This window comes from Nonomuraea sp. MG754425 (genome assembly GCF_021699195.1).
Taxonomy (GTDB): domain Bacteria; phylum Actinomycetota; class Actinomycetes; order Streptosporangiales; family Streptosporangiaceae; genus Nonomuraea.
On the sequence record NZ_SSXE01000124.1, the window covers coordinates 1 to 14,463 of the forward strand.

Here is a 14,463-nt window from a genome sequence, read left to right on the forward strand (position 1 = left end):
GGCGGGGCTGGTGCTGTTCTGCTGCGTGGCGCTGGAGTTCAGCTTCAACCTGTGGGCCGCAGAACTGCTCGCCCTCCGGACGGGTCTGCCCGCGGCGACGGCGGCGACCGGGCTGACGGCGTTCGTGACGGGCATGGCGGCGGGCAGGTTCGCCGGGGCGCAACTCGCGCTGCGGCTGCCGCCCGTGCCGCTGTTCGCCGGGGCGCTGGGGGTGACGTTCGCGGGCTGGCTGGTGTTCTGGCTGAGCGGCCAGCCGGTGCTCTCCTACGCCGGGCTGGTGCTCTGCGGGCTCGGGGTGTCGCTGCACTTCCCACTCGCGCTGGCCGCGCTGATCGACGGCGCGGGCGGCCGGTCGGACCTGGCGGCGGCGGCCTCACCCGTCTGGGCGGGCGCCGCGATGGCGGCCGGTCCGCTGGCGCTCGGCGCGCTGGCCGACGGCTTCGGCACCGGGACCGCGTTCCTGATGGTGCCCGCGCTCATCGGCCTCGCGGTCGCCGGGGTGCTGGCCCCTGGCCGACGCCCTTGAGTCAGGCAGCCGGGCGGCCCCGGTGAACTGTGCCTCCGAACGGGTGCGGGGGGTGGTCGTGGCCATATCGGCGGCCACGACGGCGAGGTGACGCATGATCACGCCCTGGCTCTCACGAACGGGCGAAGCCCGCGGTCATCTCCCTGAGCAGCGTCACCACCCCTTCGGGCCCGTCCACCACGATGTCGGCCCGTTCGGCCAGTGCGGCCACCTCGGTCGAGCCGCTGCACACGGTCACCCCGGGCAGCCGCGAGGCGCGTACGGCGTCGAAGGCGGCCAGGTCGCCCAGGTCGTCACCGACGAACATGACCGAGCGGGCGGACCGCTCGGCCAGGAACAGGCTGAGCGCGTGCCCCTTGTCCATGCCGGGCGGACGCAGCTCCAGCACCAGGCGGCCGGGCTCGATCACCAGGCCGTGCTTGTCGGCCAGCTTGGCCAGCGGCTCGCGCAACGTGGCCAGCGCCAGTTCGGGTTCGGGGCTGCGCCTGGTGTGCACGGCCACGGCCCGGCCCTTGTCCTCGATGGTGACGCCGGCCAGGCCGAGCGAGTCGAGCAGCAGCGGCAACTCGGCCTCGGCCCGGGGCACGCCCGGCGGGGGCGGGGGCGCGGAGATGCGCCCGTCCTCCCAGCGTTCGAAGCCGTAGTGGCCGAGCACGACCAGGCCCGGCACGTCGGCCAGGCCGGGCCCCAGTTCCAGTGCGGTGGCCGCGGGCCTGCCGGTCACGATGACCACCGCTCGGACGTGCGCGCCCAGGTCGGCGAGTACTTCGGGCGCCTCCGGGTGGATCACGGCCTTGGCGGGGTCGGGCACGATCGGCGACAGCGTTCCGTCGAAGTCGAGCCCGATCACGGCGCCTGCCGGATCGCTCAAGATCGTTTCAAGTCCAGGGATGTTCTTCACGCGCCTGCCGTACCCAATGGGTCAGGGGCGCATGCCAAGCCTTCTGGCCGCGCGGTCGCGCTGCCGTGCGGACCGTAACCTGCGCAGCCTCTTGACCAACATGGGATCTTGTTCGAGCGCCTCCGGCCGGTCGATCAGCTCACCGAGCAATTGGTAGTAGCGGGTGGCGGAGAACCCGAAGGTCTCCTTGATGGCCTGCTCCTTCGCGCCCGCGTAGCGCCACCATTGGCGCTCGAAGGCGAGGAGTTCGAGTTCACGGTCTGACAGTGGTTGGCGGGGCGGTTCCTGGGCAGCATTGTCACCGCTGAGCGGTGCTCCCATGGTGTCCTCCTCGAAAGGGGCGGATGACGATCGCGTCGCCCGCACGCGGCCCGTGGCCATCGTAATGTGCGGAGTGCGGCTGTTCACGGTGGATTGAGAGACGTACAGTCACGAAATGTGACCCCAGTCATCACGCTCCTCACCGACTATGGGCTCGAGGATGGTTATGTGGCGGCCTGTCATGGAGTGATCGCCGGGATCGCCCCCGAAGCGCGGGTGATCGACGTGTGCCATGTCATCCCCGCCGGGGACGTGCGGCGCGGTGCGGCGATTCTCGCCCAGACCATCCCGTACCTTCCCGAGGGCGTGCACATCGGAGCGGTGGACCCGGGTGTGGGCGGGGCCCGGCGCGCGGTGGCCGTCGAGGCGGGCGGACGGGTGTTCATCGGGCCGGACAACGGGCTGCTGTCGTGGGCGGTGCACGCCAGCGGCGGCGCGCGGGCGGCGTACGAGATCAGCGACGCCGACCACTTCCTGCACCCCGTCTCCCCGACCTTCCACGGCCGCGACGTGTTCGCGCCGGTCGCGGGGCGGCTGTGCGGGGGGCTGAGACCGGCCGACCTGGGCCCCGAGGTGCCGCCGGCCAGGCTGGTCACGCTGCCCGAGCCTACCTCGCTGCTGCGCGAGGGCTCGGTGGAGGGTGAGGTCGTCTCGGTCGACCGCAACGGCAACACCCAGCTCTCGATCGCGGCCGGGGACCTGCACGCGCTGGGCGTCCGGGTGGGCGACACGCTGGGGGTGCGGCTGGGGCGGCGGCAGTTCGCGCTGCCGTACCGGGAGACGTACGCGGCGGTGCCGCCCGGGGAGCTGGTGGCGTTCGCGGACTCGGCCGGGCTGGTCGCGATCGCGGTCAACTTCGGCGACGCGGCGCAGCGACTGGGCCTCCCACCTGGGGCACATGTACGACTTTCACCCTCTCCATAGGTTGAATGCCGCAGATCGGTAACTACTCCGCGTATCGGTCTGTTTACCGAAGCATCGGGTTGACCGCGCTCCCACGTGTCAGAATGCATGGGCAGATCGGAGGTCCCTCCCCTTCCGTTCGAGGTCGCCGTGTTCCACCTGTCCGTTGTGCTCGCCCTCCTCTCCCTGATCTGGCCCGCCCCCGCGCCGCCCGTCGCGGAGCGCTGGCGGTCCTGGCCGGTCGCGCGCGTGTTCCCCGGCACGGTGCCCGGTCTCAGCCCGTCCGGGGCCCGGGTCACCTATGTGCTCGCCGGGGTCGCCCCCGAGTCGCCCTGCCCGTCCGCCTTCCAGCCCGCCGCCGTACGGACCGGCTGCCGCACCGCGTTACGCGCGACCTACGCCGACAGCACGCAGACCTTCGTCATCACCGTGGGCATCGCCGTGCTCGACGGGCCCCGGCCCGGCTCCGGCCGCGACGGCGTCGGGCGGCCCGCCACCGTGCGTCCCGTGCCCTTCCCCGGTGGGGCCGCCGAACGGTTCGGCGACAGCCAGTACTTCACCGGCGTGGTGGTCGGGTCCGGTGGGCGCTACATGGTGGCGACGGCCGCGGGCTACGCGGACGGGCGGGCGTACCGGCCGGGTGACGGCGTCCTGCCGCGGCTGCGCGACGCCGCCCGGCAGCTCGCGACGGCGCTGCACCGGGCGATGACCCGATGAGGCGGCTCGTGCTCCCCCTCCTGCTGGCCGGGCTCGCGACCGGCGTCGCCGCCCCGGCCGCCCCCTCCGCCTGGGCCGCGTGGGCCCGCGACGTCGATGACGCCGACGACGGCGACGTCGGCGCGGCGGCACGGGCCGGGCAGTGGCAGCTCGGCGCGCTGCGGCTGCCCGAGGCGTGGCGGACGAGCAGGGGCGAGGGTGTGGTGGTGGCCGTCCTCGACACCGGTGTGAACGCTCACCACCCCGACCTGGAGGGCGCCGTCATCCCGGGCCCCGACCTCACGGACACGCCTGCGCCCGACGCCAGGTCGGCCGACGCGCGCGCCACGGACGGCAGCCCGGCGGACACGGACGCGAGCACGGCCCCCACGAGCATGACGGTCGCCGGTTCGGACGGCGGTGAGGCGTGGGGACCGCACGGAACCGCCATGGCCAGCCTGATCGCCGGGCACGGGCACGGCGACGGCCGCAAGGGCGGCGTGCTGGGGGTGGCGCCCGCGGCCAAGGTCCTGTCGGTCCGGGTCACCCTGGAGAACGGCGACCCGATGCGCGGCAAGCAGCGCTCCGGCTGGCGCGACGCGCTGGCCAAGGGCATCAGATACGCCGCCGACCAGGGCGCCGACGTGATCAGCATGTCGCTCGGCGGCGGCAGCGGCGCGTGGGAGGGGTCGGCCGCGGAGGAGGAGGCCGTCCAGTACGCGATCGGCAAGGGCGCGGTGCTGGTGGCCTCGTCGGGCAACGACGGCGAGTCGGGCAACAGGAAGAACTTCCCCGCCGCCTACCCCGGCGTGATCGCGGTGGGGGCGGTGGACCGGCGGCTGGCGGTGGCCGGGTTCTCCAACAGGCAGGACTACGTGTCCGTGGTGGCCCCGGGCACGGAGATCGTCACCGCCGACGGCGCGGACTCGTACGTGGTCGGCGACGGCACCAGCTCGGCCGCCGCGATGGTGGCCGGTGTCGCGGCGCTGATCAGGTCCGCGCATCCGGCCATGTCGCCGTATCACGTGCGGATGGCCATCGAGCTGGGCACCAGGCGGCGGCCCTCCGACGGTTACAGCCCGGCCTACGGGCACGGCGTGGCCAACGCGCTGCTGGCGCTGCGGGCGGCGGCCCGGCTGGACGTGCCGGCGGCGGGGCTGTCGCGGCCGGGGCCGTATTTCGGCGACGGGCCCGCGCCCGTCTCCAGGATGGCGGTGGTGGCGGGCATGCTGCTGCTGGCGCTGGGGATGTCGGCGCGGGTGATGCTGCGGCAGGGTCCGGAGCGCGAAAGGGATTCTACCTAGCAAGCGCTTGTGTGATACTCCGGCTATGACGTACGCCATCGACGGCTGGTTCGCCATCTCGCCGCAGGACGGCGTCCACCTCATCGGCACCAGGTGCACGGGGTGCGGCACGGTCTGCTTCCCGCCCCGGCGCGGGTCGTGCCCGAACCCGCGCTGCCCCGGCACGGACATGGAGGCGCTGCCGTTGCCGCGGCGCGGCCGGGTGTGGTCGTACACGAACGCCTGTTACCCGCCGCCGGAACCGTACGTGGCGGCGCGGCCGTACGAGCCGGTCACACTGGCCGCGGTCGAACTCGACGAGGTGGGCATCGTGGTCCTCGGCCAGGTCAAGGGCCTGACGGTGGACCAGTTGGAGGTGGGCATGGAGCTGGAGCTGACCGCGGGCCCGCTGGCCGACGGCCCGCTGGTGTGGATGTGGGGGCGGGCCTCGTGAGCGCGGTGGCGGTGCTGGGCACCGGCCTGCACCCATGGGGCAAGTGGGGCCGCCCCTTCCTGGAGTACGGCGTCGCGGCGGCCCGCGAGGCCCTGCGCGACGCCGGCCTGGAGTGGACGGACGTGCAGTACGTCGTCGGGGCCGACACGATCAGGAACGGCTACCCGGGCTTCGTCTCCGGCGCCTCCTACGCCCGCGAGCTGGGCTGGAACGGCGCCAGGGTCGCCTCCTGCTACGCGGCCTGCGCGTCGGGAGCGCAGGCGCTCGACATCGCCCGCGCCCGGATCCTGGCCGGGCTGTGCGACGTCGCGCTCGTGATCGGGGCCGACGCGAGCGCCAAGGGCTTCTTCCGGCCGGTGGGCGGCGACCGTCCCGACGACCCCGACTGGCTGCGCTTCCGCCTCCTGGGCGCGACGAACCCGGCCTACTTCGCCCTCTACGCCCGCCGCCGCATGGCGCTGTACGGCTCGACGCCCGCCGACTTCGCCGCCGTCAAGGTCAAGAACGCGCTGGCCGGCTCGCTGAACCCGATGGCCCGCTACCGCAAGCCCGTCACCGCCGAGGAGGTGCTGGCCTCCCCCATGGTGGCCGACCCGCTGCGCCTCATGGACATCTGCGCCACCTCCGACGGGGGCGCGGCGGTGGTGCTCGCCTCGGAGTCGTACGCCCGCCGCCGGGGCACGGGCTTCGTCCGCCTGGCCGCCGTCTCCACGGTCACGCCCGTCTTCCCGAACACGGTGCTGGAACTTCCGGACTTCGCCACCGACTCCACCGCGGCCGTGCCCGCGCCCGAGCGGCCCTTCAGGGCGGCGATCGCCCACGCCGCCTACGAGGAGGCCGGTACGGGGCCGGAGGACCTGTCGCTGGCCGAGGTGTACGACCTCTCGACGGCCCTGGAACTGGACTGGATGGAGGACATCGGCCTGTGCCCGCCCGGCGAGGCGGACAAGCTCCTGCGTGACGGCCGGACGGCTCTCGGGGGCAGCCTCCCGGTCAACCCGTCGGGCGGCCTGGCCTCGTTCGGGGAGGCCATCCCGGCGCAGGCCCTGGCCCAGCTCGTCGAGCTGACGAACCAGCTCAGGGGCCGCGCCGGCAGCCGTCAGGTGCCGGGAGCCCGGGTGGCCCTGGCAGCCAACCAGGGCCTGTTCGGCCACGGCTCCGCGATCGTCGCCACGACCTGAACGAGGGTGTGCCCCGAAAGGTCCCCGTCGCGCGGCGGGGACCCTCGGGATCAGCTCACGTGCACCACGTCGTGGGTCTCCGCGAAGTGGCACGCGCTCTCGTGCCCCGTGCCCGGCCGGATCTGCAGCAGCGGCTCCTCCTGCGCGCAGATCTCCTGCGCCTTCCAGCACCGCGTGCGGAAACGGCACCCGCTGGGCGGGTTGGCCGGAGAGGGCGGGTCGCCCTGCAGGATGATCCGTTCACGCTGTTCCCGGCCCTCGGGGTCGGGCACCGGCACCGCCGACAGCAGCGCCTGCGTGTACGGATGGGCGGGACGGTCGTAGATCTCGGTGTCCTTGCCCAGCTCCACGAACTTGCCCAGGTACATCACCCCGACCCGGTCGGAGATGTGGCGCACCACCGACAGGTCGTGGGCGATGAAGATGTAGGCGAGGTTGAACTCGTTCTGCAGCCGCTCCAGCAGGTTGATCACCTGTGCCTGGATCGACACGTCGAGCGCCGAGACCGGCTCGTCGCAGACGATGATCTCCGGCTGCAGCGCCAGCCCCCGGGCGATGCCGATGCGCTGCCGCTGGCCGCCGGAGAACTGGTGCGGGTAGCGGTTGAGGTGGTCGGGGTTGAGGCCGACCACCTCCAGCAGCTCCTGCACCCGCCGGCTGCGGTCGCCCTTGGGGGCGACCTCCGTGTGGATCTCGTACGGCTCCCCGATGATGTCGCCCACGGTCATCCGCGGGTTCAGCGAGGTGTACGGGTCCTGCATCACCATCTGGATGTTGCGGCGCATGCGCTTGAGCTCGCCGCCCCTGGCCTTGGCGATGTCCCGGCCGTTGATCTTCACCGAGCCCGAGGTGGGCCGTTCGAGCGCCATCAGCACCTTGGCGAGCGTGGACTTGCCACAGCCCGACTCGCCCACGATGCCCAGCGTCTCGCCCCTGTTCAGATCGAACGAGACGCCGTCCACGGCCTTGATCGCGCCGATCTGCTTCTTGAAGAGGATCCCCTGGGTCAGCGGGAAGTGCTTGACCAGATCACGCACTTCCAGGATGCGCTCACTGCTGTCGTTCGCCATCGAGGACCTCCCTCCAGTAGTGGCAGGCGCTGCCGCGGATGCCGCTGATCTCGTAGAGCTGGGGGGCGGTGCTCTCGCAGTTGTCCTGCCGGTAGGGGCACCGGGGATGGAACGAGCACCCCTTCGGCAGGTCCAGCAGGTTCGGCGGCAGGCCCTTGATCGCGTACAGGTCCTGGCCCTTGAGGTCGACCCTGGGGATCGAGTCCAGCAGGCCCTTCGTGTACGGGTGCGCGGGCGTCTTGTAGATGTCGTACACGGGGGCGTTCTCCACGATGCGCCCCGCGTACATGACCGCGATCTTGTCGGCCACGTCGGCCACGACCCCGAGGTCGTGGGTGATGAGGATCAGGCCCATCTGGCTCTCGCGTTGCAGCTCGGCCAGCAGTTCCATGATCTGCGCCTGGACGGTCACGTCGAGCGCCGTGGTCGGTTCGTCCGCGATCAGCACCTCGGGGTCCAGCGCGATCGACATCGCGATCATGATGCGCTGGCGCATGCCGCCGGAGAACTGGTGCGGGTAGTCGTGCACGCGTTGCTTGGCGGCCGGGATGCGGACCCGGTCCATCAGCTCGACGGCCTTCTTCATGGCCTCGGACTTGGACATGCCCCGGTGGACCCGGAACATCTCGCTGATCTGCCAGCCCACGGTGAAGACCGGGTTGAGCGCGGACAGCGCGTCCTGGAAGATCATCGCGATCCGCTGGCCGCGGACCTGCGTGCGTGCCTCTTCCGAGAGTTTGAGCAGGTCGGTGCCCTTGAAGCGGATCTCCCCGTGCGGGATGACCGCAGGAGGCATGTCCAGGATGCCCATGATGGCCTGGGCCGTCACGGACTTGCCCGAACCCGACTCGCCCAGCACCGCGAGCGTCTCGCCGGCCCCGACCGTGTAGCTCACACCGTTGACCGCGCGCACGGTGCCGGCCCGCGTGTGGAACTCCACATGCAGGTCGTCGACCGCGAGCAGCGGTTCGTCGCCCGGTGTCACCTCGGCAGGGGACAGGTCTGTGGACGTCTTATTCACAAGCTCCCCTTCTACCTGAGCTTCGGGTCGAGCGCGTCGCGCACGGCGTCGCCCATCATGATGAACGCCAGCACGGTGATGCTCAGGAACACGGCGGGGAACACCAGTGGCAGTGACGCCTCCAGGAACCTGTTACGCGCGTCGGCGATCATCAGACCCCAGGAGATGTCCGGCGACTGCACGCCGACTCCCAGGAACGACAGCGCGGCCTCGGCCGCGATGAAGGTGCCCAGGTTGATCGTGGCCACGACGATGACCGGGGCCAGGGAGTTCGGGAGCAGGTGGCGGAACATGATGCGGCCCGCGCCCGCGCCCAGTGCCCTGGCCGCGATCACGAAGTCCTGGTTCTTCGCCGTGATCACCGCCGCCCGCATGATGCGGAACGTCATCGGCCAGCCGAGCACCGCCAGCGCGATGATGACCAGCATGATGCTGTTGGCCCGGCCGCGGAAGGTGGCCGCGATCAGCAGCGCGCCGAGGATCGGGGGGATGGCGAAGAAGATCTCCGTGAGCCGCGAGGAGACCGTGTCCACCACGCCGCTGCGGAAGCCGGCGACGATGCCGAGCAGTCCGCCGACGAGCGTGGTGATGAGCGTGGTGAACACGCCGATCACGATGGAGTTGCGGGCTCCGTAGATCGTCCGCGCGTAGACGTCGCAGCCCAGGTTGTCCCGGCCGAACAGGTGGCCCGGGCTGGGTCCCTGCCTGGCCGTGGACAGGTCGCACGTCCTGGCGTTGTACGGGTCGACCGACGTGAACAACGACGGCCAGAACGACATGATGAGCAGGATCAGGATGATGATCATCGAGATGATGAACATCGGCCGGCGCCTGAGGTCGTACCAGGCGTCGGTCCACAGGCTCGCGGACCTGGCGGCCTTGGCCTGCTTGCCCGCACGCTGCTTCGCGGGCTCGGTGACCGTGTCGGGAACCAGGGTCTGCGTCTCCGGGAGTCCCGGCCCGACCGGCGGGGTTGGGTTACTCATATCGGATCCTCGGGTCGAGCACGGCGTACAACAAGTCGACGACCAGGTTGGCCAGGATGTAGATCAGCACCAGCACCGTGACGATGCCCACCACCACCGGCTGCTCTCGCAGGTAGACCGAGGTGAAGAGCTGGTTGCCGATGCCCTGGAGGTTGAAGATCGTCTCGGTGATCACCGCGCCGCCCATCAGGTTGCCGAGGTCGGCGCCCAGGTAGGTGACGAGCGGGATCAACGCGTTGCGCAGGCCGTGCCTGCCGATGACGCGCCGTCTGCTCAGACCCTTGGCCGTGGCCGTGCGGATGTAGTCCGCCCTGAGGGTCTCCACCAGGCTGGTCCTGGTGAGCCTGGTCAGGTACGCGATGGACGTCCCTGCGAGCACGAAGCCGGGCAGTACGTAACTGCGCCAGCCCGCGAACGTGCCCGCGACCGGGAATATGTCCAGCCCCGTCCATTCCTTGAGTTTCACGCCCAGCAGAAGTTGCAGCACGAAGCCGGTCACCAGCGTGGGGACCGAGATCAGCAGCAGCGTCGAGGCGAGGATCATCGTGTCGGTCGCCTTGCCGCGGCGCAGCGCCGCCCACAGGCCCAGGCCGACGCCGATGAACGCCTCCATGACCAGGGCGGTGAGAGCCAGGTTCAGCGTGATCTGGAACTTGCCGACCATGATCTGCGACACGGGGACGTCGGCGAAGTTCACGCCGAAGTCGCCTCGGAAGAGCACGCCGCTGATGTAGTACCAGTACTGCAGGAGCAGGGGGTCGTTGAGGTGGTACTGCTCGCGCAGCACCTCCGCCACCGCCGGGTCCGGTCGTTTGTCCCCGAACAATGCCGCAATGGGGTCGCCGGGCAGTGCGAAGACGATGCAGAAGATGAGTAGCGTGGCGCCGAGCAGGACGGGTATCGCCTGAATCAGACGCCTGATGACATATCGGCCCATTTCAAAGCCCTCCGGTACACACTTGGAGGCAGCCCCCGGAGTCCGTGATTTACCCGGTCCGAGTGACTGCCTCCAAGCTCAGCCCTCCGACGGGCGGGCGGCAAGTGCCGCCCGCCAGACGAATGACGTCAGGCCTTCTCGACGTCCGCCCAGTTGATCTGGTTGAGCAGGTTGAGCTTGACGTTCTTGACCTTGGTGGAGTGCCCGAAGTTGCTCCGGTAGAAGTAGATCGGGATGTACGGCAGGTCCTTCAGCAGGATGTCGTCGGCCTGCTGGTAGAACTTCAGGCCCTCGGCGGCGTCGGCGGCCTGGTCGCCCTTGGCCATCAGCTCGTCGAAGTCCTTGTTGGAGTAACCGCCGTAGTTGGAGCCGGTGCCGATGGCGCCGGTGTTGAAGATCGGCGTCAGGTAGTTCTCGGCCGAGGGGTAGTCGATGGACCAGCCCATCCGGAACAGGCCCGTGTACTCCTTGGCGTCGAGGGCGTCCAGGATGCCCTGGAACTTCTCGAACGGCTTCGGCGAGACCTCGATGCCGAGGTTGGCGCGCAGGTTGTTGGCGACGGCCTCGATCCACTCCTTGTGGCCGCCGTCGGCGTTGTACCCCAGCTCGATGGTCTTGGGACCGCCCGCGCTCTCGTACAGCTTCTTGGCCTCGGCCGGGTTGTACGTGCACGCCGTGCAGGCGCCCTGGCGGTAGCCGGGGATGGCCGGGTTGATGAAGTCGTCGGCCGGGGAACGGGTGCCCGAGAAGACCGTGTCCGCGATGGTCTTGCGGTCGATGGCCATCGAGATGGCCCTGCGCACGTCGACGTTCTCGAAGTCCTTGTTGTACTTCAGCGGGACGCCGATGTAGCCGATGGAGGCGTCGGGCTCGTCGAAGTAGCGGTCACCGAGCACCTGCTTGGCCGTGGAGATGGCGGTGGCCGGCAGGGAGTCGTGGATGTCCAGGTTCTCGGCCTGGAGGTCGTTCCACGCGGTCTCGGAGCTCGTGTAGACCTTGAACTGGAGCTTCGTCCAGCCGGTCGGCTTCTTGCCGGTGAACTTGTCGTACACCGACATCTCGATGGTCGGGTCGGTGCCCTTCTTGTAGGGCTTGTCCAGCTTGAACAGGCCCTGGCCGATCGGCTTCTCACCATAGGCCGTGGTGATCTTGCCGTCGGAGCCGAGCGCCACGGCCGGCATCGGGTAGAAGGCGGTGTACCCCAGCATGGTCTTGAACTGGGAGAACGGCGCGGTGAGCGTGACCTCCAGCGTGGAGTCGTCGACGACCTTGAGACCCTTCATCTCCTTGGTCGTCGGCGTCTTGCCCTCGCCGGGGTGCACGTCCTCGTAGCCGTCGACGCGCCCGAAGAAGTAGGACGAGCTCATGGCGTTGTCCTGGAGAGCGGCGTAGTTCCACGCGCGAGCGTAGTCCGCGGCGGTCACAGGCGTACCGTCATGCCAGGTGTAACCCGACTTCAGCTTGATCGTCCAGACCTTGCTATCCGTCGTGGTGATGGACTCGGCGGCTTCCTCAATCGGCTGCTTGTTCTCGTCGTAGTCCACGAGAGGCGAGAACACCGCCGCGAGCACCTCAGCGCCCTCGGTCTCCGTGGTGTTCTGCGGGTTCAGCAGCTCCTGGGGCTCACCGATTTCCATCCGGACCGGCGTTTCTTCACCGCCCGCAGCAGCACCACCATTGTCCGTGGCACCGCCGCCACACGCGGCAACCGCGAGGGCGAGCAGCGCGGTACCGGCGACGATCCGTGCGCCCTTAGTAACACGCATGGTGAAAGAGTTCCTCCCTCTACAGGTGGGCGCCAAGCGCTGAGCTGCGTGATCGTGAGCAGCCTGACGGGGGGTTCCTGGTATCCCCCCGGATTTGGCTGACATGGTCAAACCAGCCCGACGCCCTGCCAGTCGATCGCGACTATCCCTTACTACGTGCCACCAGCGAGTCTCTGGCGCGTTGCAGTTCGGTCACACGTGCGCCAATCCAACGTCACAGACATTAAGCACACACTCCGACAAACAGTACAAATCATCCGCGACGGGTAGAGCCGAGACGTGAACAGTCGATGAAAAATACCCCCTACACGACCATGCTCGTGCCCTTGCCGCCACGCCCCGGCTCGCTGGGCTACGGTTGAGCAGGTCTTGACGACGCCTTGGAACCCCGGCGTCCGAGGATCGCGTCAAACAGTCTGTCCAACTGTCCGTCGTCAACCCGTACGACAGGCACCCCACCGACCGGGATCCAATAGAGTCCTTGCCATGAGCCAGCCGGAATCCGCTGTAGCGGACGCCCAGGCGGGCGGCCGAAGCGGGCAGGAGCCGCTGGCCAAGCTCGCCAAGAGATACGGACTTCGCCGCGCCATCGCGCGCCCGAGGTTTCCGGTCTATCTGCGTATGCTGTGGCAGCGCCGACACTTCATCCTGACGTACGCCACCTCGCGCAACGTCACGAAATACTCGAGTTCGACGCTCGGCCAGCTCTGGCAGGTGCTGACCCCCCTGCTCAACGCCGCCATCTACTTCGTGATGTTCGGCGTCATCCTGGGCGGCGGCAAGGACATCGAGAACTACCCGGCGTTCCTGCTCACGGGGATGTTCATCTTCACCTACACGCAGCGGACCGTGACCGCGGGCGCCAAGTCGATCTCCGGCAACCTGTCGATGATCCGGGCCCTGCACTTCCCCAGGGCCTCGCTGCCGCTCGCGTACACGATCCAGGAGCTCCAGCAGCTCGCCATCTCCATGGGCGTACTCCTGGTCCTCGTGGTGCTCACCGGTGAGATGCCCACCTGGTACTGGCTCATGATCCCGGTGGTGCTCCTGCTCCAGACCCTGTTCAACATCGGGGCCGGGCTGGTGGTGGCCAGGGTCGGCGCCCAGATGCGCGACCTCAACCAGTTGCTGCCGTTCATCACGCGCACCTGGCTCTACGCCTCCGGCGTGTTCTTCTCGATCCAGGCCAAGGTCGTCGGCGCCGCCGAGCTGCCCCAGTGGGTGGCCGACGTGATGTACCTCAACCCGGCGGCCTCCTACATCGAGTGGATGCGCGAGATCCTCATCCCGACCTACAACACCAGCCACGGGCACCACCCCCCGACGATGGTGTTGGTCTCTTGCGTATTCTGGGCGGTGTTCGCACTCGGCTTCGGCTTCTGGTACTTCTGGCGGTCCGAGGAGAGGTACGGGCGTGGCTGAACTGACCAAGGAGCTGTCACAGGTGAAGGGCGACAAGCCCGCCGTCTCCGGCAAGGATGTGCGAGTGCATCCCAACCCGGAGCCCCAGGGCAAGAGCCCACTGGACGTCCCCACGGGCACTCCCACCGTCATCGTCGACGATCTGCACATCGTCTACCGCGTCTACGGTGCCGCCTCCGACGCCGAGAAGGGCAACGCGGTCAACGCGCTCACACGCGTCCTCAGGCGTCAGGGCCGGCCGCAGATGAAAGAGGTCCACGCCGTCAAGGGCGTGACCTTCGTGGCCTACCACGGCGACGCCATCGGCATCGTGGGGCGCAACGGCTCCGGCAAGTCCACGCTGCTGCGCGCCATCGCGGGCCTCCTGCCGCCGCACAAGGGCGCCGTCTACACCGACGGCCAGCCCTCGCTGCTCGGCGTCAACGCGGCCCTCATGCGCGAGCTGACCGGCGAGCGCAACATCGTCCTCGGCTGCTACGCGATGGGCATGACGCCCGCCGAGGTCAAGGAGAAGTACCAGGAGATCGTCGACTTCTCCGGCATCGACGAGTTCGTCCAGCTCCCGATGTCCACCTACTCCTCCGGCATGGGCGCCCGGCTCCGCTTCGCCATCTCCTCGGCCAAGACCCACGACGTCCTGCTCATCGACGAGGCGCTGGCCACCGGCGACCGCGATTTCCGCAAGAAGAGCGAGGAGCGCATCCGGCAGATCCGGGAGTCGGCGGGCACGGTCTTCCTCGTGGCCCACGACCTGCGCGTGATCGAGCAGACCTGCAACCGGGTGATCTGGCTGCACAAGGGCAAGATCAAGATGGACGGCGACCCGAAGGAAGTCATCTCCGCCTACAACAAGGGCTGAGCGCCGCCGCGACTTCGCGGCCGTTCGGTCTTTCCGTCGGTCTTTCCGTCGTGGGCGGTGACCTCATGCTGTCCCGCGCCGCCGCAGCCCGCCACCCGCCGCCACGCGAGCCCTCACATGCCCGGCCACGTGGTGGT

General features: G+C 69.4%; 15 protein-coding genes. 8 read left to right on the forward strand and 7 right to left on the reverse strand.

The genetic code is table 11. From position 1 onward, the window contains the following. Window positions 1-526 (forward strand): sugar MFS transporter (locus FAF44_RS34645; protein WP_368857783.1); only part of this gene is annotated, 526 nt, incomplete at its 5' end. A 112-nt stretch (window positions 527-638) separates the two neighbouring features. Here the strand turns inward: FAF44_RS34645 and otsB are convergent. Both otsB and FAF44_RS34655 read right to left on the reverse strand, forming a co-directional pair. After that, entirely contained in the window at window positions 639-1,397 is a 759-nt protein-coding gene (gene otsB / locus FAF44_RS34650; RefSeq protein WP_237107561.1) for a trehalose-phosphatase, read from the reverse strand. Between the two features lie 51 nt (window positions 1,398-1,448). Further along, the gene (locus tag FAF44_RS34655) at window positions 1,449-1,748 is read right to left on the reverse strand and encodes a DUF3263 domain-containing protein (RefSeq protein ID WP_237107562.1); all 300 of its coding nucleotides are present in this window, start codon (window positions 1,746-1,748) and stop codon (window positions 1,449-1,451) included. 117 nt (window positions 1,749-1,865) lie between these two features. Between FAF44_RS34655 and FAF44_RS34660 the strand changes: the two genes are divergently transcribed. From FAF44_RS34660 to FAF44_RS34680, 5 genes are all read left to right on the forward strand, one after another. After that, a complete protein-coding gene (locus FAF44_RS34660) occupies window positions 1,866-2,672 on the forward strand; it encodes an S-adenosyl-l-methionine hydroxide adenosyltransferase family protein (RefSeq protein ID WP_237107563.1) in 807 nt (268 codons plus the stop codon). A gap of 87 nt (window positions 2,673-2,759) precedes the next feature. Continuing rightward, window positions 2,760-3,368 carry a hypothetical protein gene (locus tag FAF44_RS34665; RefSeq protein ID WP_237107564.1) on the forward strand — a complete coding sequence of 203 codons (609 nt, stop codon included), beginning with the start codon at window positions 2,760-2,762 and terminating at the stop codon, window positions 3,366-3,368. 8 nt (window positions 3,369-3,376) lie between these two features. Beyond that, the gene (locus FAF44_RS34670) at window positions 3,377-4,651 is read left to right on the forward strand and encodes a S8 family serine peptidase (RefSeq protein ID WP_237107565.1); all 1,275 of its coding nucleotides are present in this window, start codon (window positions 3,377-3,379) and stop codon (window positions 4,649-4,651) included. Window positions 4,652-4,676: 25 nt separating this feature from the next. After that, on the forward strand, window positions 4,677-5,084 hold the full coding sequence (locus tag FAF44_RS34675) for a Zn-ribbon domain-containing OB-fold protein (protein WP_237107566.1): 408 nt from the start codon (window positions 4,677-4,679) through the stop codon (window positions 5,082-5,084). Beyond that, window positions 5,081-6,265, forward strand: a complete 1,185-nt coding sequence (locus FAF44_RS34680) for a lipid-transfer protein (RefSeq protein WP_237107567.1) — start codon at window positions 5,081-5,083, stop codon at window positions 6,263-6,265. The genes FAF44_RS34675 and FAF44_RS34680 overlap by 4 nt, the downstream gene beginning before the upstream one ends. A 50-nt stretch (window positions 6,266-6,315) precedes the next feature. Here the strand turns inward: FAF44_RS34680 and FAF44_RS34685 are convergent, their stop codons facing one another. The 5 genes from FAF44_RS34685 to FAF44_RS34705 all read right to left on the reverse strand — a co-directional run bounded on the left by FAF44_RS34685 (window position 6,316) and on the right by FAF44_RS34705 (window position 11,916). Beyond that, window positions 6,316-7,335 carry an ABC transporter ATP-binding protein gene (locus FAF44_RS34685; RefSeq protein ID WP_237107568.1) on the reverse strand — a complete coding sequence of 340 codons (1,020 nt, stop codon included), beginning with the start codon at window positions 7,333-7,335 and terminating at the stop codon, window positions 6,316-6,318. Beyond that, the gene (locus tag FAF44_RS34690) at window positions 7,316-8,356 is read right to left on the reverse strand and encodes an ABC transporter ATP-binding protein (protein WP_237107569.1); all 1,041 of its coding nucleotides are present in this window, start codon (window positions 8,354-8,356) and stop codon (window positions 7,316-7,318) included. The genes FAF44_RS34685 and FAF44_RS34690 overlap by 20 nt, the downstream gene beginning before the upstream one ends. Window positions 8,357-8,367: 11 nt before the next feature. Beyond that, window positions 8,368-9,342, reverse strand: a complete 975-nt coding sequence (locus FAF44_RS34695) for an ABC transporter permease (RefSeq protein WP_237107570.1) — start codon at window positions 9,340-9,342, stop codon at window positions 8,368-8,370. Continuing rightward, the gene (locus FAF44_RS34700; protein ID WP_237107571.1) at window positions 9,335-10,279 is read right to left on the reverse strand and encodes an ABC transporter permease; all 945 of its coding nucleotides are present in this window, start codon (window positions 10,277-10,279) and stop codon (window positions 9,335-9,337) included. Before FAF44_RS34700 ends, FAF44_RS34695 begins: the two co-directional genes overlap by 8 nt. 128 nt (window positions 10,280-10,407) lie before the next feature. Next, entirely contained in the window at window positions 10,408-11,916 is a 1,509-nt protein-coding gene (locus FAF44_RS34705; RefSeq protein WP_237107572.1) for an ABC transporter substrate-binding protein, read from the reverse strand. A 615-nt stretch (window positions 11,917-12,531) separates the two neighbouring features. Here FAF44_RS34705 and FAF44_RS34710 point away from each other — a divergent pair. Beyond that, window positions 12,532-13,467: an ABC transporter permease gene (locus FAF44_RS34710; protein WP_237107573.1), complete on the forward strand. Its 936-nt coding sequence runs from the start codon at window positions 12,532-12,534 to the stop codon at window positions 13,465-13,467. Next, entirely contained in the window at window positions 13,460-14,326 is an 867-nt protein-coding gene (locus tag FAF44_RS34715) for an ABC transporter ATP-binding protein (protein WP_237107574.1), read from the forward strand. Before FAF44_RS34710 ends, FAF44_RS34715 begins: the two co-directional genes overlap by 8 nt. The last annotated feature ends 137 nt before the right edge of the window (window positions 14,327-14,463 follow it).